Origin of the sequence: Rhizobium changzhiense (genome assembly GCF_013087625.1) — a bacterium.
In the GTDB taxonomy this organism is placed as follows: domain Bacteria; phylum Pseudomonadota; class Alphaproteobacteria; order Rhizobiales; family Rhizobiaceae; genus Rhizobium; species Rhizobium sophorae.
This window is the reverse complement of sequence record NZ_JABFCQ010000008.1, coordinates 177497-201761: the sequence shown is the minus strand read 5'-3', so window position 1 is coordinate 201761 and position 24265 is coordinate 177497. Positions and strand designations below refer to the sequence as shown.

Annotated in this window: 29 protein-coding genes and 1 pseudogene; 14 read left to right on the top strand and 16 right to left on the bottom strand. The window is 61.4% G+C overall.

Features of this window, described 5'->3' with window-relative positions; genetic code table 11:
- Positions 1-97 precede the first annotated feature (97 nt).
- From G9X68_RS29710 to G9X68_RS29690, 5 genes and pseudogenes are all read right to left on the bottom strand, one after another.
- A pseudogene (locus tag G9X68_RS29710) lies at positions 98-568 on the bottom strand (winged helix-turn-helix domain-containing protein); the annotation flags it as partial.
- Positions 569-668: 100 nt separating this feature from the next.
- Positions 669-1712 carry a Gfo/Idh/MocA family protein gene (locus G9X68_RS29705; RefSeq protein WP_171605431.1) on the bottom strand — a complete coding sequence of 348 codons (1044 nt, stop codon included), beginning with the start codon at positions 1710-1712 and terminating at the stop codon, positions 669-671.
- A gap of 9 nt (positions 1713-1721) precedes the next feature.
- Entirely contained in the window at positions 1722-2507 is a 786-nt protein-coding gene (locus G9X68_RS29700; protein ID WP_094087584.1) for a ThuA domain-containing protein, read from the bottom strand.
- Positions 2508-2701: 194 nt separating this feature from the next.
- The gene (locus tag G9X68_RS29695; RefSeq protein ID WP_171605430.1) at positions 2702-3043 is read right to left on the bottom strand and encodes an SMR family transporter; all 342 of its coding nucleotides are present in this window, start codon (positions 3041-3043) and stop codon (positions 2702-2704) included.
- Positions 3044-3061: 18 nt separating this feature from the next.
- The gene (locus tag G9X68_RS29690; RefSeq protein WP_171605429.1) at positions 3062-3625 is read right to left on the bottom strand and encodes a TetR/AcrR family transcriptional regulator; all 564 of its coding nucleotides are present in this window, start codon (positions 3623-3625) and stop codon (positions 3062-3064) included.
- A 168-nt stretch (positions 3626-3793) separates the two neighbouring features.
- Between G9X68_RS29690 and G9X68_RS29685 the strand changes: the two genes are divergently transcribed.
- Entirely contained in the window at positions 3794-4204 is a 411-nt protein-coding gene (locus tag G9X68_RS29685; RefSeq protein ID WP_171605428.1) for a group II truncated hemoglobin, read from the top strand.
- The gene (locus G9X68_RS29680; protein ID WP_171605427.1) at positions 4201-4572 is read left to right on the top strand and encodes a DUF423 domain-containing protein; all 372 of its coding nucleotides are present in this window, start codon (positions 4201-4203) and stop codon (positions 4570-4572) included. The genes G9X68_RS29685 and G9X68_RS29680 overlap by 4 nt, the downstream gene beginning before the upstream one ends.
- 285 nt (positions 4573-4857) lie before the next feature.
- Here G9X68_RS29680 and hmuQ read toward each other — a convergent pair whose 3' ends face one another.
- The 5 genes from hmuQ to G9X68_RS29655 all read right to left on the bottom strand — a co-directional run bounded on the left by hmuQ (position 4858) and on the right by G9X68_RS29655 (position 7762).
- Entirely contained in the window at positions 4858-5172 is a 315-nt protein-coding gene (hmuQ, locus tag G9X68_RS29675) for a heme-degrading protein HmuQ (RefSeq protein ID WP_171605426.1), read from the bottom strand.
- A gap of 9 nt (positions 5173-5181) precedes the next feature.
- Entirely contained in the window at positions 5182-5454 is a 273-nt protein-coding gene (locus G9X68_RS29670) for a hypothetical protein (RefSeq protein ID WP_168314283.1), read from the bottom strand.
- Positions 5451-5858, bottom strand: coding sequence for a DUF2325 domain-containing protein (locus tag G9X68_RS29665; protein WP_017961700.1), 408 nt, complete (start codon positions 5856-5858; stop codon positions 5451-5453). Before G9X68_RS29665 ends, G9X68_RS29670 begins: the two co-directional genes overlap by 4 nt.
- Before the next feature lie 107 nt (positions 5859-5965).
- Positions 5966-7285 carry an energy transducer TonB family protein gene (locus tag G9X68_RS29660; protein WP_171605425.1) on the bottom strand — a complete coding sequence of 440 codons (1320 nt, stop codon included), beginning with the start codon at positions 7283-7285 and terminating at the stop codon, positions 5966-5968.
- A gap of 54 nt (positions 7286-7339) precedes the next feature.
- On the bottom strand, positions 7340-7762 hold the full coding sequence (locus G9X68_RS29655) for a hypothetical protein (RefSeq protein ID WP_171605424.1): 423 nt from the start codon (positions 7760-7762) through the stop codon (positions 7340-7342).
- Between the two features lie 176 nt (positions 7763-7938).
- Here G9X68_RS29655 and hemP point away from each other — a divergent pair, with 176 nt between their 5' ends.
- The 7 genes from hemP to G9X68_RS29620 all read left to right on the top strand — a co-directional run bounded on the left by hemP (position 7939) and on the right by G9X68_RS29620 (position 12971).
- Positions 7939-8121, top strand: a complete 183-nt coding sequence (hemP, locus tag G9X68_RS29650) for a hemin uptake protein HemP (RefSeq protein WP_012758649.1) — start codon at positions 7939-7941, stop codon at positions 8119-8121.
- 8 nt (positions 8122-8129) lie between these two features.
- Positions 8130-9179, top strand: coding sequence for a hemin-degrading factor (locus G9X68_RS29645; protein ID WP_171605423.1), 1050 nt, complete (start codon positions 8130-8132; stop codon positions 9177-9179).
- Positions 9180-9190: 11 nt separating this feature from the next.
- Positions 9191-10120: a heme/hemin ABC transporter substrate-binding protein gene (locus G9X68_RS29640; RefSeq protein WP_171605422.1), complete on the top strand. Its 930-nt coding sequence runs from the start codon at positions 9191-9193 to the stop codon at positions 10118-10120.
- Positions 10121-10122: 2 nt separating this feature from the next.
- On the top strand, positions 10123-11235 hold the full coding sequence (locus tag G9X68_RS29635) for a FecCD family ABC transporter permease (RefSeq protein ID WP_171605421.1): 1113 nt from the start codon (positions 10123-10125) through the stop codon (positions 11233-11235).
- A 37-nt stretch (positions 11236-11272) separates the two neighbouring features.
- A complete protein-coding gene (locus G9X68_RS29630; protein WP_171605420.1) occupies positions 11273-12067 on the top strand; it encodes a heme ABC transporter ATP-binding protein in 795 nt (264 codons plus the stop codon).
- A gap of 148 nt (positions 12068-12215) precedes the next feature.
- Positions 12216-12560, top strand: a complete 345-nt coding sequence (locus G9X68_RS29625) for an ElaB/YgaM/YqjD family protein (protein ID WP_171605419.1) — start codon at positions 12216-12218, stop codon at positions 12558-12560.
- Positions 12561-12569: 9 nt separating this feature from the next.
- Complete coding sequence (locus tag G9X68_RS29620; RefSeq protein WP_171605418.1) at positions 12570-12971, top strand: hypothetical protein; 402 nt, start codon at positions 12570-12572, stop codon at positions 12969-12971.
- Between the two features lie 316 nt (positions 12972-13287).
- On the opposite strand, the gene G9X68_RS29615 is transcribed toward G9X68_RS29620, so the two are convergent.
- Entirely contained in the window at positions 13288-13845 is a 558-nt protein-coding gene (locus G9X68_RS29615; protein WP_003542247.1) for an RNA polymerase sigma factor, read from the bottom strand.
- A gap of 9 nt (positions 13846-13854) precedes the next feature.
- Positions 13855-14061 carry a NepR family anti-sigma factor gene (locus G9X68_RS29610; protein WP_003542250.1) on the bottom strand — a complete coding sequence of 69 codons (207 nt, stop codon included), beginning with the start codon at positions 14059-14061 and terminating at the stop codon, positions 13855-13857.
- A 370-nt stretch (positions 14062-14431) separates the two neighbouring features.
- Here G9X68_RS29610 and G9X68_RS29605 point away from each other — a divergent pair, with 370 nt between their 5' ends.
- The 4 genes from G9X68_RS29605 to preA all read left to right on the top strand — a co-directional run bounded on the left by G9X68_RS29605 (position 14432) and on the right by preA (position 19515).
- Positions 14432-15226, top strand: a complete 795-nt coding sequence (locus tag G9X68_RS29605) for a response regulator (RefSeq protein WP_003542253.1) — start codon at positions 14432-14434, stop codon at positions 15224-15226.
- 191 nt (positions 15227-15417) lie between these two features.
- The gene (locus tag G9X68_RS29600; RefSeq protein WP_171605440.1) at positions 15418-16413 is read left to right on the top strand and encodes a sensor histidine kinase; all 996 of its coding nucleotides are present in this window, start codon (positions 15418-15420) and stop codon (positions 16411-16413) included.
- Between the two features lie 412 nt (positions 16414-16825).
- Positions 16826-18187, top strand: a complete 1362-nt coding sequence (locus G9X68_RS29595) for an NAD(P)-dependent oxidoreductase (RefSeq protein ID WP_171605417.1) — start codon at positions 16826-16828, stop codon at positions 18185-18187.
- Positions 18188-18201: 14 nt separating this feature from the next.
- Complete coding sequence (gene preA / locus G9X68_RS29590; protein WP_171605416.1) at positions 18202-19515, top strand: NAD-dependent dihydropyrimidine dehydrogenase subunit PreA; 1314 nt, start codon at positions 18202-18204, stop codon at positions 19513-19515.
- A 106-nt stretch (positions 19516-19621) separates the two neighbouring features.
- Here the strand turns inward: preA and prfH are convergent, their stop codons facing one another.
- From prfH to ftrA, 3 genes are all read right to left on the bottom strand, one after another.
- Positions 19622-20236, bottom strand: a complete 615-nt coding sequence (prfH, locus tag G9X68_RS29585) for a peptide chain release factor H (protein WP_171605415.1) — start codon at positions 20234-20236, stop codon at positions 19622-19624.
- Positions 20223-21413 (bottom strand): RNA ligase RtcB family protein, encoded by a 1191-nt coding sequence (locus G9X68_RS29580; RefSeq protein ID WP_244956266.1) that lies wholly within the window; start codon positions 21411-21413, stop codon positions 20223-20225. The genes prfH and G9X68_RS29580 overlap by 14 nt, the downstream gene beginning before the upstream one ends.
- Before the next feature lie 231 nt (positions 21414-21644).
- Positions 21645-22646, bottom strand: a complete 1002-nt coding sequence (gene ftrA, locus G9X68_RS29575) for a transcriptional regulator FtrA (RefSeq protein ID WP_171605413.1) — start codon at positions 22644-22646, stop codon at positions 21645-21647.
- Positions 22647-22715: 69 nt separating this feature from the next.
- Here ftrA and G9X68_RS29570 point away from each other — a divergent pair, with 69 nt between their 5' ends.
- Positions 22716-23126, top strand: coding sequence for a rhodanese-like domain-containing protein (locus G9X68_RS29570; protein WP_171605412.1), 411 nt, complete (start codon positions 22716-22718; stop codon positions 23124-23126).
- Positions 23127-23178: 52 nt separating this feature from the next.
- Here the strand turns inward: G9X68_RS29570 and G9X68_RS29565 are convergent, their stop codons facing one another.
- Complete coding sequence (locus G9X68_RS29565; RefSeq protein ID WP_171605411.1) at positions 23179-24201, bottom strand: zinc-dependent alcohol dehydrogenase family protein; 1023 nt, start codon at positions 24199-24201, stop codon at positions 23179-23181.
- Positions 24202-24265: the final 64 nt, after the last annotated feature.

Below are 24265 nucleotides of genomic sequence, written 5' to 3'. Positions count from 1 at the left end.
TCATCCGATGCTGGCCTCCACTCCAGCCAGCATCTTGAATCACAAAACAGCCAAAAACGGAATCCCTTCCGATTCAACTAAATCCGGATACGCTCTAGCGCGAGACGACCGAAAAGGAGTGGAAGCGCGCGAGAGCCGTGATGATCTCCGTCACCACGCCATCGGCAAAATAATCCTGATCGGCATCACCGCCGAGATTGACGAAGGGAAGAACGGCGACGGAAGGCGGCTGCGGCGCCGCAGGCGCCATCCCGGCATCGTCTTGGCGCGGCAGGCGATACCCGACCCTGGGAACGGTGACGATCCAGTCCGTGCCATCGGGCCTTAGGCCGAGAAGCTTCCTGAGCGTGGCAATCTGAACCGTGAGATTGCCTTCTTCCACGGCAAGCCCCGGCCAGGCCCGCTCCATCAGATCTACCTTGGTGACGACGCGGCCCTCGGCCTCCAGCAGCATGCCGAGCAGCGCTGCCGGCCGCGGTCCTGTCGCAACGGACTTCCCGTCCCGCCACAGGCTTCCTGTCACGGGATCGTAAACGAACGGACCAAAGGAGAGCCTCGCGCTGCCCATGCAGAAGCATAGCGTGAAATTCTCACAAACGAAAAGCGGATCGACACGCCGATGCATTGCAAAAGCCGCCGTCGAAACAGAGCTTGTCAGTGAAGCAGGATCAGACCTTCAGTTCGCGCCGCTCACGCTCGGTCACCATCGCGAGGTCGAGCACCTTCTGCAGGTTCGCGGCGTGGCGGAAGTTCGGGTCCGGCTGGATGCCGCTTGCCACGGCCTCGGCAAAACGCTCGTAATTGGTCGCCACCGGTTCAACTTCGATCTGCGTCCAGGTGGCAGTTTCGACACCCTCGCCGAGGCAGCCATGCAGCTCGGAACCACTGGGACGATGGATGACCTCGAGGCTGCCCCTCTCGCCATAAATGCGCAGCTTCAGCTCGTTCAGATGCCCTGTCGCCCAGCGGCTGGCATGGATGACGCCGAGCGCGCCATTGGCGAAATCGACGGACATGGTGAAGCTGTCATTGGCATCGAGCAGATATTCGCCGATCTGACCGCCCGGCGCCTTGTTGAAGGTCTTCAGCCGCGCAAAGACGTGGTCGATGTCGGTCGCCGCGCCATAGGCGGCGAAATCGAGAATATGGATGCCGACGTCGCCGAGCACGCCATTCGAGCCGTGGCCGGTGGAAAGCCGCCACAGCCAGGTCGATTCCGTGCGCCAATCGCCCCAGGCACGCGATACGAGCCAGCTCTGGAGATAGGAAGCTTCCACGTGCCGGATCGTGCCGAGCTCACCGGCGAGCACCATCTCGCGGGCGCGCTGCAGCGGCGCGACGTTGCGATAGGTGAGGTTGACCATGTTGATGACGCCGGCCTTTTCCGCCGCCTCCGTCATCTCTAGCGCTTTTGCATAGTTCTCCGCCAGCGGCTTTTCGCAGAACACATGCTTGCCCGCGGCAATCAGCGCCATCGTCGTCGGGTGATGGATGCGGTCGGGCGTGACGTTCGTCGCCGCATCGAATTCACCCCAGGCGATCGCCTCCTCCAGGGAAAGAAACCGCTTTTCGATGTTGAACTTATCGGCGAAGGCCGAAAGCCGCTCGGGATCGGTGTCGACGGCGCCGACCACCGTCACGCCGGCGATGAGGGGGAAGCGGGCGAGCTGGTTTTTCGCCATCACCCCCGTACCAAGAACGAGTAATCGCATGGATGCTCCTCAGCGGTAACCGGCTTCGCCGGCCTGGTGCAGTCTCGGGCCGCGTTCGACGATCGGCTCCAGTGCTTTTTCTACCGGGACATTTGGAGCATCGGTAATGCTCGTCAACGACCCCTCAGGGTTATAGGCCCACTTCACGCCATTGATCAGCACCTTCTGGACATTGACGTCGTGATAGGTCGGATAGGTCTCGTGGCCGGGGCGGAAATAGAAGATGTTGCCGGCGCCACGGCGCCAGGTCAGGCCCGAGCGGAACACTTCGCCGCCCTGGAACCAGGAGATGAACACCGTTTCGAGCGGTTCCGGCACCGAAAACTGCTCGCCGTACATTTCCTCGTTCTCAAGCTCGAAATGTTCACCGATGCCGGCGGCGATCGGATGGCGCTGGTTGATCGTCCACAGACGCTCGCGCTCGCCCGCCTCGCGCCATTTCAGCGCGCAGGGCGTGCCCATCAGCCGCTTGAAGATCTTGGAAAAATGGCCGGAATGCAGCACCAGCAGGCCCATGCCTTCCCAGACGCGCTTGGCGACACGCTCGACGACGACGTCGGAGACCGCGCCGTGATCCTTATGGCCCCACCAGGTCAAGACGTCGGTCTCAGTAAGACGGGCTTCGCTGAGGCCGTGTTCCGGCTCCTGCAGCGTCGCTGTCGTCGCCGAGATACTTGGATCGGTGTTCAGCGCATTGGCGATCGTCGTGTGCATGCCTTCGGGATAGATCCCCCGGACGATCTCATTGGTATTCTCGTGGATATTCTCTCCCCAGACGACGGTGCGAATGGCCATGATGTGCTCCTGTGGAACCTGGAAGTATCGATAGGCGGGAAAGCAGAAGAATTCAAAGCGCTTTGGAAAACGGCGCTGGCTGCGCCTCGTCTCCTCCACGTCCAAGGAACACATAGACCTTTGTCAGTATTTTGACAAAGGGGAAAATTTACCGGCCGAAGACGGAAAAACCGCCTGGCAATATCGCAGCAATATCAATGTGAAACCGATTTGGAGAACAGATTGACGACCAAAACGCCGGATATGATCAGCCCGAGGCCGAGGACTGCCGGCAGGTCGAGGCGCTGCTTGAAGAACACCAGGCCGACCGAGGAAATCAGTACGATTCCCAAAGCGCTCCAAATTGCATAAGCGATACCGACGGGGATGCTTTTCAGCGTCAGCGACAGGCAATAGAAGGCGGCCGCATAACAGGCGACGACGAGTGTCGTCGGCCCGATGCGAGTGAACTGCTGCGACAATTGCAGCGCGGTCGTGCCGATGACTTCGAGCACGATGGCTGCAAACAGCAGCCCGTAGACGGCGGCCTGGCTCATGGGGGATTCCTTTTCGAGTTACCTGCCGGTCAGTTCGACAAGGCGATCGATCAGATCCCGCCTCAGAACGCCGTTGATATCATGGCTTTCCAACGTGTCTGCGAACCAAAGTCCGTCGGCGGCGAAACGCACGACTTGTGCGTCGAGGGAGGAATCGGTGCCGATATATTCCTCGGCTCGTGCCTGCACCCATTGGCGCCAGCGAAGACGCAGCCGGGGTTCGGCAAGAAGCGCGATCGTTACCTGCGTCCAACTCCTGGAATCGTCGGGACGTTCCTTGAGACCGGATACCGCTCTCAGATAGGCGCGGGTGAAGCGTCCCTGCGGCAGCGGATCGCCGCGCATCAGTTCCTCTATATCGACGTCGAACTTTTCGAGCAGGCTCTCGAACAGGGCATCGAGCAACGCATTTTTCGTTGGGAAGTGATGCAGCAGCCCGCCCTTGCTGACGCTGGACGCGGCGGAAACCGCATCGAGCGTGACGGCCGCCATGCCGTCGCTGGCAGCAAGGCGCGCGGCGACCTCCAGCAACTGCTGGCGCACGAGCACGGGTTGTTTCTTGCGATGATGAGCGTTCGACATGCAGGTAAAAGATACCGTCCGGACGGTTTTGTCAAGGATAATCGGCCGCAACCCCTGCCGTCCCGGCATTATGCGCGAAATGCCGCGGCACCTTGATGACAGTTGCGATCATTTTCCGCCCGGTGCATGAAGAGGCCGGGGAACGGTTGAGGTAAAGGGGATGGTTTCGTGACGGAGAAGGTCACCACCTTATATCAGGCGATCGGCGGAGATCCTGCCGTGCAGGCGCTGACGCACCGTTTCTACGAACTGATGGACACGCTTCCAGAGGCGAGAAACGTGCGCGCCGTGCATCCGCCGAGCCTTGTGGGCAGCGAAGAGAAATTCTACGAATATATGAGCGGTTATCTCGGCGGCCCGCCGCTCTATACCGACAAGCGCGGCCATCCGCGCCTGCGCAGCCGCCATTTTGTCGCCGAGATCGGCCCTGTCGAGCGCGACGAATGGCTGCTCTGCTTCCGCCGCGCCCTGGACGAGACGATATCAAGCCAGGCGCTGCGCGATCTCATCTGGGCGCCGGTGGAACGGCTCGCCTATCACATGCAGAACAAGGCCCCTGACCACAAGGAACAACCATGAGCTTGAACGCGCGTCTGGAGCCGGTGCTCTATCTCTTCGCCGGCCTGTTCGGCGTAGCCGGCGTGGCGCTTGCCGCCCTTGCTGCCCATGGCGGCGGCGAGGCCAATCTTGCGGCATCCGCATCTGCCATGTGTCTTGCCCACGCCCCTGCCCTGCTGGCATTGGCTCTCGGCAACAACAGGCTCAGAACCGCCTGGCTGGCCGGTTTGCTGATGATTGTCGGAACGTTGCTTTTTGCGGGTGATCTCGTCACCCTGCGCTTTTCCGGCTCCGGCCTCTTCCCCTACGCCGCGCCGACCGGCGGCTGGGCGATGATGCTGGGTTGGCTTGTTGTGGCGGCGGGTGCGGTGTTTCGGGTTAAGGCGTGAGAGAGACAGTTCGGAATATTGCTTACGATTCAGCTCAAAACTTTCTCACCCGGCAAAAGGAAGCCGAGGACGTTGCTACAGATCTCTTCTCCCCAGCGGGGAGAAGTGCCGGAGCGATAGCGAGGCGATGAGGGGGTGAGCGGCAGAGCCGCGAATGCGCTGAACGCAAGCGAAGAGCAATGAAGGGCGTGCCGTGTGGCCCCCTCATCCGGCCCTACGGGCCACCTTCTCCCCGCTGGGGAGAAGAGGGGGCAAGCGGCGCCGGCATCCCATAAGGGCCAGGTCTTAAATGCCATCGACGACGTTAAAGCCCTCGAAGACCGGCGGCCCCTTGTAGATCGCCTTGTGATCGCCGGCATTGCGGTGCGCTGCGCGAAAGCTCTCGGACTTCGTCCAGTTCTGAAAATCCGCTTCGCTTTTCCAGACCGTGTGCGAGGAATAGAGCGTATAGCCCTCCTCTTCGTTGGCCTTTCCGCGCAGCAGCCGGAATTCGACGAAACCGGCCACCTCGGGCAGGCTGGAATCGCGATTGCGCCAGACCGTCTCGAAATCGCCTTCGCTCCCGGTTGCAACCTTGAAGCGGTTCATTGCGATATACATGGAATCTCCTTACGCTTTCCTCTTGCCCGCCCTTGCAGAACGCAAGGGAAAGGCGAGAACATTATCGCCGTTTGCCGCTGCTGGGCCAAGCGATCTTGTTGTCGCTTCCCCGGGCATGCGCGCTTCCCAGGTCGGGAACAGCGTCACATTCTGGTAGATCTGCTGGCGTTCGGCATGCTGCTGGAAAAGTTCGTAGAGTTCGGGCACGAGGCCCTCGCCTGTCTGAGCGGCGAGCTTATGCAGGCCGATCATGGTGAAGCCGTCGGGGCGCTGGTCGTTCATCGGGAATTGTCTCGTTCGTTCATCGTCTGCAGCGCACGCTCCAGGCTGGATTTGCTGCCGTTGCGAAGCGGGATGAAGGTCTTGCTGAACTTCTTGCAGCCGGTCTTCACCCGCAGGCAGGCATCGTGGCTGATACAGTCGATGGGGCAGAAGACGCAGTCGACCGAGGGAAGCAGAGTATCGATGCGGGAAACCGCTTCGCGCAGACCGCCATCATGGTGGATGAGCTCAGCGCCGAAATTGCTGGCGATCTGGCGAAGATGCGCCACCTGGCAGTCACGACCGCCGACATAGAGGAAACTGCGGCCATCCAGTTTGGACCGTCCAAGGGATGCCTGACCGGCGTCCTCGCCCGCGCTATCACGGACCTCCCGGTTCGAACCCTTCTTGCCCTTGCGAGCCATATGCCACCCGTTCGCTCGTTGATCGTCACACGATTCCTGCGTGTGCGGGTGGACCTTATTAAACCTGATTTTTAGAGTAAAGTATAAAGTTGATTATTTTTATCATATTAATTCACTGTGATTGGCAAGGAGGTGAAGTTCCTCCCGTTCCCACCGGGCGTCGGGCCAAATGGTGCGGCGCGCCGAACAGCCTCGACGGCGAGTTGGTCGATTTCAGGCACGCCGGAACCGCGTGTGACGCGAACCGAAGTCAAGCCGCCGCTGCCATTCACTGAAAACGAGACGACCACGGTTCCCTCGACGCCACGAGGTGTTCTGATTGAACGACGAATGCGACTACGAACCTTTCCGTCGTAATTGGCATTGGCCGCAGTTCCGATCCCGTCGTTATTGCCGGCCGAACGCGAATTGCTATCCGATTGAGCCGTCGCGTTACCTTCGGCGACTCCTCGTTCAGAATCCTGCTGCGCCTCACCCTTCGAACCAGCAGCCTTTTTCGGCGGGCGCTTCTTCTCGACCGGCTTCGGCTTTTCCTGCGCCACCACCTTCGGCTTCTGCGTCGGCGTCACGATCTCCTGCGGCACCTCCGGCTCCGGCTGGATTTCCGCCGTTTCGACGGGCTTCACCTCTTCGGGCTCGGCAGCAGCGACAGGCGGCACCACCGATGGCTGAACTTCCGGGGGGATCTCTTCAGCAGGTTTCTGCTCTTCCGGAACGACGGTCGACATCGGCTGCGCGACAGCAGTTTCAGCCGGTACTTCGGAAACGAGAATCTCCGGCTCCGCAGCGGTGACGGTTTCAGGCGAGACGCGCGTCACCTCGGGAGGAGGAGCCTGCTGGATGGTATCCCGGGTCTCGACCGGCGCGACTTCGGTCGGCTGAACGGTTTCCGGTTGAAGTTCCGCCGCTTCGGTCGGCTGGATCTTATCCGGCTCGACGGTCTCCGGAATGATTTCTTCCTGCACCGTGACTTCGGTTTCGCCGGCAGCAGTCTGGTCGACATCCGAGTTGCCGTACATCACCACGCTCATGGCTTCGCCCGCTTCTTCGACCGCCTCCTCAGGCGCCTTGGGAAAGGCAACGATCAGCACGGCGGCCAATGTCGCATGGAAGATCAGGGAACAGACACAAGTCAGCGCCACCCGCCGCCGCACCGGCTTCTTCTCGTCTTTCTGCTTTTCCACCGCCGCATCCATCGGCGGCGCGGCGGCGACAGCAGCCGACGCGGTCTCCGGATGATCAGGAAAGGAGGGTATCTGCGCGAAACGCGCATAGTGGACCACCGCCTCACCGGCCGGCTGACGCTGCACATTGCGCAGGTCGGAAAGCTCGTGGCCGGGATGCATGTTGTTGTCGTTCAGACCGCCGTCAGCGTCCGGCTCCCCGATGAGCACCTGTCTCGATCTGGTCTTCGCTGAAATTGCCATTTGTATGCCTCGGACAGTCTGGACATGCCCGCCGGATTCATTCCCGGCGTATTCTTAGCCCTCGAAGGGAACGGAAATCTGCGAGCGGGTGACGAGACCCTTCATGCATTCGCCCGCCGCCGGACCGTCGCAGACCGGCGTGTCGTTGATGATGATGCGGGTGACCGTGTCGCACTTCACATTCGGCATATCGAACTGGCGCACGCGCTTCTTGCCCTGCGGCAGATCGCGGAAGTCGAGCACGGTGATGCGGTCGACGGCATTCTTGTCGTTGAAAAAGGCAAGCTCGAAGGAGATCTTGTTGATCGGGGTCTGGAGATTGTTCTCGGCGACGAAAGTCATCATGCAGCCCTTTTGCGATGGCGCCAGAGCATTAAGTTCGACATCCAACTTGGCGGTTGCCGCATCCTGCGCCTGGCATACGCCCGAAACCGCCATCACCATGCCGGCTGCAACAGCCGCAAACCTACCCGTCATCATCTTCTCCGCCATTGTCGCGAACCGCCGCCAGGCGGCCTCATATCAGCAATCTCAAAAACTTGACTGCATTAGTCTCCTATTGCGTCTTTAAAAAACTATGAGTAATAAAGTCAAGATAATTGTCATCACGACCGGGGACCCTGATCACCGGCCTCACGGAATTGCCAACCGAAATGATGGTTGAAAAGCCAGATAACTTTAAACACGTGCCGCTGCAGAGCGAGCCTGCGGCGCAGCACCGGATCGTCGAAAGCGCGGATCTTTTCCGCGGCACGAACGAGATCATGATAAGACACGACGGCTTGGTCTATCGCCTGAAGATCACCCGTCAGGGCAAACTCATTCTCAATAAGTAGGGTAGGACATGACCGAACAGACAAGACCGGCGCCAGCCGAAATCCGTGCGTTTCGCGCCGAGAATCCGAAGATGCGCGAGCGTGATATCGCCGCCCAGCTGAAGATTTCCGAAGCAGCCCTCGTCGCCGCCGAAACCGGCATCGGCGTGACCCGCATCGATGGCAGTGCGCTGAAGCTTCTCGAGCGCGTGGCCGGCCTCGGCGAAGTGATGGCGCTGTCGCGCAACGAAAGTGCAGTTCACGAGAAGATCGGTGTCTTCGAAAACATCAAGAGCGGCGCGCAGGCCGCGATCGTTCTCGGCGAGAATATCGATCTGCGCATCTTTCCGAGCCGCTGGGAGCATGGTTTCGCCGTATCCAAGAAGGATGGCGATCAGGAACGCCTCAGCCTGCAATATTTCGACAAGGCGGGCAACGCCGTGCATAAGGTGCACCTGCGTCCGAGCTCGAATGTCGAGGCCTATCACGCGATCGTCGCCGAGTTGAAGCTGGAAGACCAGTCGCAGGAATTTGTCGAGGCCGAGACCCTAAATGCAGTCGATGAAACCGCCGACGTCAGCCGCGACGAGTTGCGCGACAACTGGAGCAAGCTCACCGATACGCACGAGTTCTTCGGCATGCTGAAGCGCCTGAAGATCGGCCGCCAGGCGGCCGTGCGCACCGTCGGCGACGACTATGCCTGGAAGCTCGACAACAGCGCGACGGCAGACATGATGCATGCCTCGGTGAAGTCCGGCCTGCCGATCATGTGCTTCGTCGCCAATAACGGTATCGTCCAGATCCATTCCGGCCCGATTTTCAACGTGCAGCCGATGGGTCCGTGGATCAATATCATGGACCCGACCTTTCATCTGCATCTGCGCCAGGATCACATCGCCGAGACCTGGGCCGTACGCAAGCCGACCACGGACGGCCACGTCACCTCGCTGGAGGCTTACAATGCCGACGGCGAGATGATCATCCAGTTCTTCGGCAAACGGAAGGAAGGTTCCGACGAACGTGCCGAGTGGCGCGAGATCATGGAAAACCTGCCGCGGGCAGCAAGCGTGGCCGCATAAGGATCGCTACGATGACGATGCGTAACAATCTGCGCCGGATCCGCACCTGGGAACTGGCCCTGACGGCGGCGGTCATGGCGCTGCCGCTGATCCCGACGGCGCCGACAGTCGAAGGCTTCGCCTTCATCCGCCCCGCCCACGCTGAGGAAAAGAAGCTCGACACGTCGCGCCTGGTTTCGGTCGGCGGCGACATCACCGAGATCGTCTATGCGCTCGGCGAGGAAAGCCGGCTGATTGCCCGCGACACTACGAGCATCTATCCGGAGGCGGCGCTGAAGCTGCCGAACGTCGGTTACATGCGCGCGCTCTCGCCGGAAGGCATCCTCGCCATGAACCCGACGGCGATCATCGCCGTCGAGGGTTCGGGTCCGCAGGAGGCGCTGACCGTCCTGAAGAATGCCAGCGTGCCTTTCGAGACCGTGCCGAGCGCCTTTACCCGCGACGGCATCATCGCCAAGATCGACCGTGTCGGCACGCTGCTGGGTGTGCCCGACAAGGCGAAGGCGCTTGAGGAAAAGGTCGCGGCCGATCTCGAGGCGGCGATCGCCGATGCCGAAAAGCGCCCGGAGGCCGAGCGCAAGCGCGTTCTCTTCATCCTCAGCGCCCAGAACGGCCGGATCATGGCATCGGGCACCGGCACGGCCGCCGATGGCATCGTCAAGCTCGCCGGCGCCATCAACGCCGTCGGCGCATTCCCGGGCTACAAGCCGCTGACGGACGAGGCGATCATCGAAGCCAAGCCCGACATCATCCTGATGATGAACCGCGGCGACGGCGCCGGCACCAAGAACGAGGACCTGCTGGCTCAGCCGGCGATCGCGCTGACGCCGGCAGGCGAGAAAAAAGCGATCATCCGAATGGATGGCGTCTACCTGCTCGGCTTCGGCCCGCGCACAGCAGCCGCCGCGCGTGAGCTCAACACGGCGATCTACGGGGGCTGATCATGGCCCTGCCGCAAGCCATGATGGAACAAAGGCGACGATTCCCGATGGCGGACATCCGCGAAATCAGGCAGGCGGGCGACAGGACGCGGCTCGCCTTGCTGGCGATCGCGCTCCTTGTCGTCGGCTCGGTCTTTTCGATGCTGTTTTCGGTGACGACAGGCGCCTCGGATGCCTCGATCCTCGACGTCATCAGCAACATGGTCGGCTCCGAGGCGGCGCTCAGCACACGTGACCGGATCATCATCTTTGATATCCGCCTGCCGAGGGCGATCCTCGGTTTCCTGATCGGCGCCTCGCTGGCCGTTTCCGGCACGGTGATGCAGGGCCTGTTCCGCAATCCGCTGGCCGATCCCGGCCTCGTCGGCGTCTCCTCCGGCGCAAGCCTCGGCGCGGTCGCGATGATCGTGCTCGGCGGCGGCCTCGCAGCTCCGCTCGAGGCGCTTCTCGGTATCTACGCTCTGCCGACGGCGGCCTTCGGCGGCGGCCTTGTCACGACGCTGCTGCTCTACAGGATCGCCACTCGTAACGGACAGACCTCGGTGGCGACGATGCTGCTTGCCGGCATCGCACTCGGCGCACTCGCCCTCGCCGTCACGGGACTGCTGATCTACATGGCCAACGACCAGCAGCTGCGCGACCTGACCTTCTGGAGCATGGGCTCGCTTGCCGGCGCCACATGGACGAAGATCGCCGCCGCCAGCCCGATCATCCTCTTGTCCTTCACCGCCCTACCTTTCATGGCGCGCGGCCTCAATACCATCACGCTCGGCGAGGCGGCCGCCTTTCATATGGGCGTTCCGGTACAGCGGCTGAAGAATGTCGCGATCGTCGGTGTCGCTGCGGCGACCGGCGCGTCCGTCGCCGTCAGCGGCGGCATCGGTTTCGTCGGGATCGTCGTGCCGCATATCCTGCGCATGGCGATCGGCCCCGACCATCGTTTCCTGCTGCCGGCGGCAGCTCTTCTCGGCGGCTCTCTGCTGATCTTCGCGGATGTCCTGGCCCGCACTCTCGTTGCCCCGGCCGAGCTGCCGATCGGCATCATCACCGCGGCGGTCGGTGGCCCGTTCTTCCTATGGATCCTGTTGCGGCAGCGTTCGCGCCTTGCCCTGTGAGTGATCCCCGTGAGTGACCCCTGTGTGTGACATTGCGATGATCGAAGTTTCCGGCGTCTCCGTGCGCCTTTCAGGCAAGACCATCATCAGCGACGTCGCTTTTACGGCAAAGGCCGGCGAGCTGACGGCGATTGCCGGGCCGAACGGCTCCGGCAAGACGACGACGATGAAAGCCATCTCCGGCGAACTTGCCTATGGCGGCTCGGTGCGCATCGGCGGCGACGAGGTGAAAGGCCTGAAACCTTGGCAGCTTGCCGCCATTCGTGGCGTGCTGCCGCAGGCAAGCACCATCTCCTTTCCCTTTACCGTGCGCGAAATCGTCCGCATGGGCCTGACGTCAGGTCTCAACCTGCATCCCGACAAGGCCGAGCAGACGGCGGCAGCAGCGCTTGCCTCCGTCGACTTGACCGGCTTCGAAGGCCGTTTCTATCAGGAACTCTCGGGTGGCGAGCAGCAGCGTGTGCAGCTTGCCCGCGTGCTCTGCCAGATCGCCGAGCCCATCGTCGACGGCAAGCCCTGCTGGCTGCTGCTCGACGAGCCGGTCTCGAGCCTCGACATCAGCCACCAGTTGACCATCATGACGCTCGCCCGCAATTTCTGCGAACGCGGCGGCGGTGTCATCGCCGTCATGCACGATCTCAACCTGACCGCGCTCTTTGCCGACCGCATCGTGCTGATGAAATCCGGCCGCCTCGCCGCCGCCGGCAGCATCGGTGAAGTGCTGACGAACGAAACGATGCTCTCGGTGTTCGGCTGCGCGCTGCGCATCAACCAGGTGCCGGCCGACGGCACGCCCTTCGTGCTCGCCCACAGCGCCGTTTCCCGCCCCTGAGCACGGCGCGGGCGGAACTTTTGATCGTCCGGCACGTTGTCGACAGTGATCTGGGTCAATGCCGGGCGATATCATTCATGCAACGGACGGTGGTGACCCTCGTGCGAAATAGGCGGGCTTGCGCGCGCCCCAGCCAATGGAGACAGCCATGAGCTATTCTATCTTCCAGTCCGGCCGCAGCCGCCGCAACGGTACCTTCCACAATTTGGAATCAGGCATCGAGGAGCAGGTCGAGGCGCTTCGCGACGAACTTGCGGAACTGACACGCCTTGTCGGCAAGAGTTCGCGCCATCAGGGCGAAAAAATCCGTAGCCAGGCCGGCGCCGGCTATGAGGAACTGCTCGGCCGTAGCGAGGATCTGCTGCGCGAATTGCAGCACGGCTATGAGCGCGGCGCGACCGAAATGCGCGAGACCGTGCGCAAGCATCCGCTGGCAACGATCGGCGCCGCTGCCGTTTTCGGCCTTGCCATCGCCTTCCTCGCTCGGCGCTGAGGAAGCGCGATGCTCTTGTCGATCCTCAGCCTGCTGACGGGCGCGAGCGTGCATCGGACCGTTGCACGCGCCAAGCGCAATAGCATCTTCATTGCGCTTGCCTTCCTCTTCCTCCTCACCGCCTACGCATTGGCCGTCACCGCCGGTGCCATCTGGCTTGCCGGCATCTACGGCCCGGTCGGCGCTGCCCTCTTCCTGGCGGCCTGCGCGCTGCTGATCGCCATCATCGCCTTGGTGGCGATGTCGATCATCAATACCCGGGAAGCACGCCGCGCCCGTGAACGCCGTGCGGCGCTGGAATCGATGGCAACGGTCGGGCTCGGTCTTATCCGCGCTCAACCACTCCTGACCGCCGGTGTTCTGGCAGCAATCGTCGCGGCCAATTTGGTGGGCTCGAAGCGCGAGGATTGAGATTGATGGGGGACTTACTCCACCTCACGCAGCACCAACGTAAGATTAGTCAGGTACGCCCACCCCACCCTCCCTTCATTCCTGTGCCCGTCACAGGAATCCAGCCACGGCTCGTCCGCGCCGTGAATGAACCCAAATACCCTCCACAGGAAAGAGTCTTTCGCGCCCAAGGACTTGGGCGCACTGGATTCCGAGCACAGGAATGAGGGAGGAGAGGTATTGCCCTGACTAGCAATCCACTGCGTGGATTGGCCTCCTTCTCCCATCCCTACAAACCAAAAAAGCCGGCGCCCCCAATAGCAACCGGCCTTTCTAATCAGAACGCGAAGGCCTTCGATGTCAGCGGCGCCGAGGTGGCGTCGGGGCCGAAATCAGCCTCGCCTGATATCTGCAGCAACTCCTGCAGCCGCTGACGGGCCCGGTTGACGCGGCTCTTGATGGTGCCCACGGCGCAGCCGCAGATTTCGGCCGCCTCCTCGTAGGAGAAACCCGAGGCGCCGACGAGGATGATCGCCTCGCGTTGATCCGGCGGCAGTTGGTCGAGCGCCTTCTTGAAGTCCTGCAGATCGAGCGCGCCATATTGCGAAGGGTGCATCGCCATCGATTCGGTAAACAGGCCGTCGCTGTCCTGCACTTCGCGGCCGCTCTTGCGCATCTGGCTGTAGAGTTCGTTGCGCAGGATCGTAAAGAGCCAGGCCTTCATATTGGTGCCCATCTCGAAATGATCCTGTTTGGCCCAGGCTTTCATGATGGTGTCCTGGACGAGATCGTCGGCACGGTCGTGCCGCCCGATGAGCGAGATCGCGAAAGCGCGAAGGCTTGGGAGTGCCGCCAGCAATTCCCGCTTGAAGCTGGGTTGCGATTTGTCTTCCATGCAGCGATCCTATTCGGCCATCTTGGCAGAAGCCATCATTTCAGCATGGTCGAGCTTTTCGAGAAGATCGAGAAAACGATCGGGAATCGCCTCATCCTGTGCGGCCGAATACAGCGACCGCAGCCTGACGCCGATCTGGTTGTTCGGGTCCAGGATGTCGCTTGCCCGCAGCTCCAGCTTTCGCTGATCGGCTGCTTCTTTCTTGCGTGTAGTCATCAATTCGTCTTCTCGCCGGTTGTCTGTCCAGAGCATGATGCCGAAAAGTGGGAGCGGTTTTCGGACGACATCATGCTCTAACTTTCTAATTTAGAACAGGATTCAGATTTTAGGCCGACCCGGCCCAAAATCATCCTGTTCTAGGGGGCGTGGATGGGATCAAACACGATTTCAACCATCGACATCGAACGTTCCATTCTCGATGTCGCTGGCATTTGCCGTTGCATGGGTCAAAACGCTACGCCCCTTCTTCGTCGGCTGGAATAATGCGGCGCAACGAAAAAAGTTCCTGCGGTTCCGGAACTTTTTTATCAAGGCGACGTTAACCGCTCATTGAAGCCAATGCCGGCCTGTATGCAGGAGCCCATTAATGACACTTTCTACTCGGATTGCGCCGCACCTTCCTTATCTGCGCCGCTATTCCCGCGCCCTTACCGGCACTCAGACTTCAGGCGACGCTTATGTCGCGGCCGTTCTCGAAGCTATCATCGCCGATCTATCGATTTTCCCGGATACGGCGAACGACCGGGTTGCACTCTACAAACTGTTCACGCAGCTGTTTGGTTCCACCGCAGTCCAGATTCCGGAGCCGACCTCGCCCTATGCCTGGGAGCAACGCGCCACGCTGAATCTTTCCAAGGTTTCGCCGCGTGCCCGTCAGGCCTTCCTGCTCGCCTCCGTGGAGAATTTCCGCGTCGCCGAAATCGCCGAGATCCTGGAAACCGAAGAACAGGATGTCATGCACCTGCTCGACGTAGCGTCGCAGGAGATTTCGCGTCAGGTCGCCACCGATATCATGATCATCGAGGACGAACCGCTGATCGCCATGGATATCGAGCAGATGGTCGAGAGCCTTGGCCATCGCGTCACCGGCATTGCCCGCACGCATGCCGAGGCCGTGGCACTTTACAACAAGACCAAGCCGAGCATGGTGCTGGCCGACATCCAACTTGCCGATGGCAGCTCCGGTATCGACGCAGTCAACGACATCCTCAAGACGTCGAGCGTGCCGGTGATTTTTATCACCGCTTTCCCGGAACGGCTGCTGACCGGCGAGCGCCCCGAACCGACCTTCCTTGTCACCAAGCCCTTCAATCCCGACATGGTTAAGGCCCTGATCAGCCAAGCTCTTTTCTTCAACGAATCGACCAGAGTGGCCGCCTGAGACGCAATTTTCCGGCCTTCGGAACCAAATCGCCAAGCAGGCGTTCCGGTGCTACCGGGACGCTCCGGTGGCTTTAACGGTTTTTGCAGCGCTTTGTTCTAGAGTTGACAGGCGGTGTCTGGAAGGGCGCTCCCTTCAGCGACGTTCAAGATGTCACAAGGAAAGGCGGCCGAGTGAATACGACTGAACCATTGTCCGGCATGCCTTTCACCTTCGAAGGCAAAGCCGAAATGATGGAACGCGCGCTCGGCAGCGCCGGGATTTCAATCCTCTGCCAGGACGCCCGGCTTTCGATCTTCTACGCCGAAAATCTGCCGCCGCATTTTGCAGCCCTCTTTGCGCCTGGCGGCAGCGACGCCGTCCTCTTTGGCGATGCCCACGGCCGATATCTAACGGCGCTGAAGCACAAGGTGCTGGAAACCGGCATCCCCAACAATGCCGAAGTCGAGATCGACGTCGACGGCGAAAGACGCACCTATGAACTGAAGATCCAGCGCACCGGCGAACGTGGCGCACATGGACTTCTGTCCGTCATGGCTGAAGTCACGGAGAGCCGGCATCGCGAAAAAGTTCTGAAATCGCTGTTGCGCGAACTCTCGCACCGCTCCAAGAACCTTCTCGCCATCATTCAGGGCATTGCCACGCAGACCGCGCGCAACACCCTCTCTCTCGACAGCTTCCTCCTCAAATTCCGCGGACGGCTGCAATCGCTTTCCAACTCGCAGGACCTGATCACGGATTCGAGCTGGCGCGGCGCCTATCTCTTCGAACTCGCCGAAAAGCAGTTTGCCCCCTATTGGCCGGAGACGGCCGGCTCGATGCCGATCTATGGCATCAACGCCCATCTGACGCCGAATGCCGCGGTGCATCTCGGGCTCGCCCTCCACGAACTCATCGTCAACTCCGCCTCTTTCGGCGCGATTGCCGGCGGCGCCGCCTCCATCACGCTGAATTGCCGCGAAGCCATGATCAACGACAGGAAGGCGATCGAAGTCGCCTGGGCGGAAGTGCTGCATGATCAGTCGGAAATCCACGAATTCAGCGACAACAGCTTCGGCCGCACCGTGCTCGAGCGTGTCGTGCCCTCGTCGGTCAATGGCAAAGCGGAGTTGAACCTCATTCCCGGTCGCATCGAATATCGTTTGACCATTCCGGAAAGCGAATTCGAGATTTTCAAGCGCGTGTGAAGCCGGGAGGCAACCGAAAACGAAAAACAGCCGGTGCGAGGGCGGCGCACCGGCTGTCTTCACTCACCGGGAGGGGACCGTGAGTACGTCCGGATAGTGGGTTGGGGGCGCGCATGTTGGGTCGATGCGATCACCATCCGGATATCGCAATAACGGCGACATCAAACTTTGGTTCCCTGCCGTCCGAAAAAAATTCGACTTTTTTGAATCTTTTTTCGGACACCCCGCCGATGCTGTTCGTCCCAGCTATTTTGTAGGCACGGACTGCCGAAAAAATTGCCTCTCCCTCATAAAAACAAGGGTTTGAGTGCGCCAGGCGCAACAAAATTGCCAAAATTTTACCATTTGATAAATTTTTAAACCTGAGTTACGATTCCCTCACAGGCCGTTTACCAATAATGAGGGAACTTCAATGGAACGACTGGAAACCGGGATCCATGCCGGCCGGCTTTCGCCCGCCGAGTATGAGGCAAATTTTTCCGATCTTCATCCACGCCTCGACAATCATGAGGCGCTGGTCGCCGCCGACCGCTGTTATTTCTGTTATAACGCGCCATGCATGACGGCCTGTCCCACCTCGATCGACATTCCGCTGTTCATCCGCCAGATCTCGACCGGCAATCCGATCGGCTCGGCAAAGACGATCTTCGATCAGAACATCCTCGGCGGCATGTGCGCCCGCGTCTGTCCCACCGAAGAACTCTGTGAACAGGCCTGTGTCCGCAACACGGCTGAAGAGCGGCCGGTCGAGATCGGCCGTCTGCAGCGCTATGCCACCGATGCCGCCATGCAGGCCGACAAGCAATTCTATGCCAGGGCCGAACCGACCGGCAAGACGATCGCCGTCGTCGGCGCAGGCCCAGCCGGACTTGCCGCCGCCCATCGCCTGGCCGTCAAGGGCCACTCGGTCGTCATCTATGATGCCAGGGAAAAATCCGGCGGCCTCAACGAATACGGTATCGCCACCTACAAGACGGTCGACGACTTCGCCCAGAAGGAAGTCGACTACGTCCTCTCGATCGGCGGCATCGAGGTTCGGCATGGGCAGCGTCTCGGCCACGATTTTTCGCTTTCCGATCTGCAGGCGCAATATGACGGCGTCTTCCTCGGTATCGGCCTTGCCGGCGTCAACGTGCTGCGCATCGAGGGCGAAAACCTTGCGGGCGTCGACGATGCCGTCGATTTCATCGCGGCCCTCCGCCAAGCGGAAGACAAAAGCGACATCGCCATCGGCCGTCGTGTCGTCGTCCTTGGCGGCGGCATGACGGCGATCGACGCTGCCGTACAGGCAAAGCTGCTCGGCGCCGAGGAGGTGACGATCTGTTACCGCCGTGGCAAGGAGCACATGAACGCCTCCGAATTCGAACAGGATCTGGCAAGCTCCAAGGGCGTCATCATCCGCCACTGGCTGGCGCCGAAATCGATCCTGTCGCAGGACGGCAAAGTCGCCGCCATCGAGGTGGAATATACGAGAATTCTCGAAGGCCGCCTCGTCGGCACCGGCGAAACCGGTGTCATTGCCGCCGACCAGATCTTCAAGGCGATCGGTCAGAGCTTTGACGCCTCTGGTCTCGGTTCGCTGCGCATGGAATCCGGCCGCATCGCCGTCGATGGCGAAGGCCATACCTCGCTCGACGGCGTCTGGGCCGGCGGCGACTGCATCTTCGGCGGCGACGATCTCACGGTTTCTGCCGTCGCCCACGGTCGCGACGCGGCTGAATCCATCCATCGTGCCCTCACCGCAGCAGCCGCTCCGGCTGTCGCGGTTGCTTGAAGGGAGAATGAACAATGGCTGATCTCCGTAATAATTTCGTCGGCATCAAATCCCCGAACCCGTTCTGGCTGGCGTCTGCGCCGCCGACCGACAAGGCTTATAACGTCGAGCGCGCCTTCAAGGCCGGCTGGGGTGGCGTGGTCTGGAAGACGCTGGGCGAGGAAGGCCCGCCCGTCGTCAACGTCAACGGCCCGCGCTACGGCGCGATCTGGGGCGCCGACCGCCGCCTGCTCGGCTTGAACAATATCGAGCTCATCACCGACCGCGACCTCTACACCAACCTGCGGGAAATGAAGCAGGTGAAGATGAACTGGCCGGACCGGGCGCTGATCGCCTCAATCATGGTACCCTGCGAGGAAGAGGCCTGGAAGGCGATCCTGCCACTGGTCGAAGAGACCGGCGCCGACGGCATCGAGCTCAATTTCGGCTGTCCGCACGGCATGTCCGAGCGCGGCATGGGCTCGGCAGTCGGCCAGGTGCCGGAATATATCGAGATGGTCGTGCGTTGGTGCAAACAGTACACCCGCATGCCCGTCATCACCAAGCTGACGCCCAACATCACCGATGTCCGTCGCCCTGCCCGCGCCGCCAAGGCCGGCGGTACCGATGCCGTCTCGCTGATCAACACGATCAATTCGATCGTCTCCGTCGATCTCGACAACTTCGCCCCCAACCCGACGGTCGGCGGCAAGGGCAGCCATGGCGGTTATTGCGGCCCGGCGGTAAAGCCGATCGCGCTCAACATGGTGGCCGAGATCGCCCGCGATCCCGAAACCTACGGCCTGCCGATCTCCGGCATCGGCGGCATCACCACCTGGCGGGACGCGGCCGAATTCCTCGTGCTCGGCGCCGGCAACGTCCAGGTCTGCACAGCGGCAATGACCTACGGTTTCAAGATCGTCCAGGAGATGATCACTGGTCTCTCCGACTGGATGGACGAGAAGGGTCACCGCAACCTCGACGACATTACCGGCCGCGCCGTCCCCAACGTCACCGACTGGCAATATCTGAACCTCAACTACATCGCCAAGGCGAAGATCGATCAGGACGCCTGCATCAAATGCGGCCGCTGCTACATCGCCTGCGAGGATACCTCGCACCAGGCGATCACCAACTTCGTCGACGGCGTTCGCCATTTCGAGGTGATGGACGAGGAATGCGTCGGCTGCAATCTCTGCGTCAGCGTCTGCCCGGTCGAAAACTGCATCACCATGGAGCAGCTTCCCGCCGGCACCCTCGACAAGCGCACCGGCCGGGTCGTCGACCCGAACTATGCCAACTGGACGACGCACCCCAACAACCCGATGGCCCGCCAGGCGGCGGAATAAGAATTCGCAACGCCGCCATAATCCTCGGCGGGTCATGACCAGTGAAATCGGCGCCCTACATGAAAGGGCGCCGTTTGTTGTTGTAGTCAGGGCACGCTATTCCCGATTACAGCTTGAAAGTTTTGACCTCGTTGCCGCGTTCGATGGTCCGGTTGGCGATGAAGCGCCCGGATTTGGCAGCCTCCTGCTTCTCCGCCTCGATATGGCGCAACATCGCCTCAAGACGCCGGAGCGCCAAGGCTTTGTTGCGATGCTGGGAACGCTCGTCGCGCGCCGTCGCGACGAGACCGGTCGGCCGATGCAGGACACGAACAGCACTGTCGGTCGTATTCTGATGCTGCCCGCCCGGTCCGCCGGCCCTTAGCGTCTCGAAACGCAGGTCGGCTGGATCGATCGTCACCTCGCCGCCTTCCGGTTTGGTATCGATACGTTGAACCGAGACGTACCAGTTCTGCCGCTTGTGACCCGGACGCACCTGGCTCTTGAAGGTGAAGCGGATCGTGCCGCAATAGTCACTGGCGATCTGCTCCGCCTCGAAACCATTGAGGCTGACGATCGCCGACTTGGCGCCGTGCTGGTCCGGCATCGGACCAAGGCTGGTCTCGAAAGAGCAGCCGAGCCGAACGGCCTCCCGCTCGAGGATGCCGAGAAGCGCCGACAGCGCCATGCGGCATTCCACCGGACCGTTGCCCGCGGTAACGAGAAGATCAATAGCGCTCATGGCCACGTCCTCCTTCCCTGCGATATTCGGGTTTTCGCCGACGCTGCTCAACCTCCGCTTCATCAACCACCTTCTTGAAGGTGACAAGCGGCCGAAAGCTGGCAAGCCTCACGACCAGGCTCTCATTTTCCAGATCGGTCACCACTTGCCCGGCATCCTTGTATGCAGATGCCGCCTCCTCGACGACAAGGGAGCGATCGTCGCAGATGGCGATACCGCCCCAGGAATTGCGCAAGAGCTGTTCTCGTTCGGAGCGATTCCGGCCGACACGCCCGTGCATGGTGGCGCGGTCGTATTTGCGACCGGCCCCGTGAGAGATACCATCCAACGAACTGGCAACGCCGGCGCTCGGACGAACCGCATAGCTGAGGCTCGCTCGAGATCCCGCAATCGGCGCGAGTTCGCCGCTTACGACCGCCGCCGCACCCTTGTAATGCACAAACCCACGATCGGACGGGCGAACGAGATTGTGCGGCACGTCGGCGATGAGACGCAGATCCGCATGAAGCGCTGCGGCCGCCCGCTCTGCGATCAGCCGTCGGTTCAACGATGCCCAGGCAACGCACTGGTCATGGCGCACAAGCCAGGCGGCACCGGCCTCCGAACCGGGCTCAAGACCGGCTGCAAGCCCCGAATGAGCGGCCACCATCTCCGAGAATACGGTGGCGCCCAGGGACCGCGAACCGGAATGAACCAGCAGATAAAGCCCCTGATCATCGAGACCGTAGGCAGATCCACCTTCGGCCAGATCCTCCACAGCCTGCAACTCGCAGAAATGATTGCCGCCGCCGATCGTGCCGAGAGCACCGGGTGTCAGATCGGTTGACAGACCTGCCTCCGTGAGAAGTTGCGCCGCATTTCCGATCGCCTGCGTTTCAAACCGGCGAAGCCGCTCCGCCGCCCTGTCGATCTTCAGTTTGCGCAGCGGAAGATCCAGGCCGAAGAGCGACATGCCGCAGCCGATATCGTTGCCGATCAGCAGCGGGTGCAGCCGAGAGGACAACAGTGCCACGCCGGTCGCACCATATTTTCCGGGGTGCAGATCTGGAAACGCGGCGATCTCCAAAACGCCCGGCAGGCGGGACATTTCGTCGAGTTGATTTAAAGCGGCGCCTTCGATCCAGGCGCTACCGGAAAAGAAACGATTGATGAGTGCCGGATGTGCCGACGACGTCATCGGGGAGCTTCTGCTCCCAATGGAATTGCCCATGATGATGAACTCTGGATATGATTGGTCTTTCATCGCCAAAAGGGCGATGTCAACCGGCATTCATCGGCCCATTGACCGAGTTAAGCCGAAACCCTCTCGGGGCGTGCGGAGATATTCGTCATCGTGGCGCTCCCTTTCCAGAAACAATCGAGAGCGCCCACTTAGGTGAAATCGCAAAGAAATGCAAGCATGGGATGCCTAACCGCCGAATGACTTCCGATAGGCATTGGGGCTCGTCCCCAGTCGCCTGCGGAAATGATGCCGCATCGTCGCCAGTGTTCCAAAGCCGCTGGCGGCGGCGATGTCGTCGAGCGAAACAGCAAGTTCCTTCTCCAGCAGGTCGCGGGCATGCCGCAGCCGCTGCTTCAGCAGCCATTCGCCGACGCTGAGGCCCGTCGTCGCTTCGAAGCGCCGCTGGAAGGTGCGCATACTCATGCCGGCTCTTTTGGCAAGCAGGCTGATCGGCTGCTCCTCGGAAAGGCTTTCGCGCATCCATTCGATCAGCGGCCCCAGGCGGATGCCCTCGCGTTCCTCGGGAACCGGCGCGTGAATGAACTGCGCCTGTCCGCCTTCGCGGTGCGGCGGCACGACGAGACGTCTTGCCACGCTGTTTGCGGCCTCTGAACCGAAATCGCCGCGCACCACGTGCAGGCAGAGATCGATGCCGGCGGCACTCCCCGCCGCCGTCAGCAGGCTGCCCTCGTCCATGTAGAGAACGTCGGCATCGAGCGTGATGTCGGGATAACGTGCAGCGATCGAGGCGACATAGCGCCAATGTGTCGTCGCCCTACGGTTGGCAAGCAGCCCGGATCCGGCAAGAACCGCAACGCCCGAGCAGAGCGACATGATGCGCGCGCCGCGCTGATGCGCTGCCCTGAGCGCTACGGCGAGCGGTGCCGGCACCGGCGCATCGATTGCCCGCCAGCCGGGTACCACAATCAGATCCGCCTCATCAAGCACCTCCAGTCCCTTGTCGACCGCGACCGTCAGCCCGCCCGCAGCGCGAAGCGGCCCTGGTTCGATGCCGCAGACTGAGAAACGATACCAATCCGCCCCCATCTCCGGGCGTGGCAGGCCGAAGACCTCGTAGGCGATGCCGAATTCGAAGGTGCAGAGCCCGTCATAGGCAAGTGCGGCGACAAGCGGTCCTTTGGTCTGCTGCGGGGATGAGTTTGGCATGATCTTTACGCTGTCGGTCATGATGGCCAATTTCACAAAGCTCTAGCATCGGCGATACCAGGCGGCAACTTCAGAAAAAGGGAGAACCCGATGCCAAGCCCCGTTTCCCAAATACCTGCTGCAGCTCCGGATGCCGCTGTCGCTCACTTTGCCGCCAGGCTTGCTTTCGAAACCGATTGCTCGGACGTGCATGCCGCCTTTGCGGCCGGGAAAGTCGATTTCGTTCTCCTCGACGTACGCTCGCCGCAGCTCTTCGCAGCGGCCCATGTTCCCGGAGCCATCAACCTGCCGCACGGCAAGATGACGGCGCACCGAATGTCGGCATGGGCAAGCGATACACTGTTCGTCGTCTATTGCGCCGGCCCGCACTGCAACGGCGCCGACAAGGCAGCCTTCCGCCTCGCCAATCTCGGCCTCCAGGTGAAGCTCATGATCGGCGGGATGACCGGCTGGGCCGATGAAGGCTTCGCCTTCGAACAGGGCGTCCCCGCTGCCGCGTGATCAGTCTCCCGTCTCCCCCAATAATGCAGCGGGAGAAGGAAACTTGCTGCCGTCAGAACTCGACGACCACCTTGCCGAAAGGCCCGCGATAGAGATGATCGAGCGCCTCAGGAAACTCGCCGAAAGCATAACGCTTGTCGATCACAGGCTTCAGCCTGGTCTGGTCGATTGCCCGCACCAGATCTTCAAGCGCACGGCGGTGGCCGACGGAAATGCCCTGCACAACCGGCGCCTTGAGCAGCAGCGGGCCGGCCGGGCCGGAAACCTCGAACCCCTCGAACACGCCTATGACGGAAATGCGGCCATTGATCGCCACCGCCTTCAGCGCCTGGCCGAGATGCGGGCCGCCGACGATCTCAAGTACGTGATCGGCGCCACAGCCGCCGGTCAACTGATAAAGTTGCTCAACCCAGTCGCCCTCATGGCGGTTAATCGCATGATCGGCGCCGAGAGCGACGGCGCGTTCGAGCTTCTCGGCGCTGCCCGATGTGATGAAGACCTCCGCGCCATGCGCCTTGGCGATCTGCAGACCGAAGAGCGCCACACCGCCGGTGCCTTGCACCAGCACCTTGTCGCCGGCTTTCAGACCACCGCGCTCGATCAGTGCGAACCAGGCGGTCAGCCCGGCGCAGGGCAAGGTGCTCGCGTGCGCCGCATCGAGCGTATCAGGCGCGCGTGAATACCACTCCTCGGAGAGCACAGTGTATTGGGAGAGGACGCCAGGATAAAAGCCACCACGCGTCTTGTAGGGTGGCGTGCGCGCATCGCCCAACCCACGTCCGTCGATCCAGTCGGGCGAAAAGGTCGAGATGACCCGATCGCCCGGCTTGAACCGGCTGACCTCGGGTCCGACTGCCTCGACGACCCCCGCCATATCGGAAGCCGGCACGAAGGGAAATTGCAGCGGCAACCCCATGCCGCTTTCCATCACCAGCCGGTCGCGGAAATTGAGCGAGACGGCTTCCGTCCGGACCAGGACCCTGTTTCCCGAAACCGGTTCGAGCCTCCGCTCGCCGACCGTCAGCTGGCGTTCCGGCCCAACCGCGTCGATCTGCCATTGCCGTGTTGTCTGCATTGTCTTGCTCCTTGTCCATTGCCGGGAGCGCAAACATATCGTTGAATATTTCGCACCAGTTGCG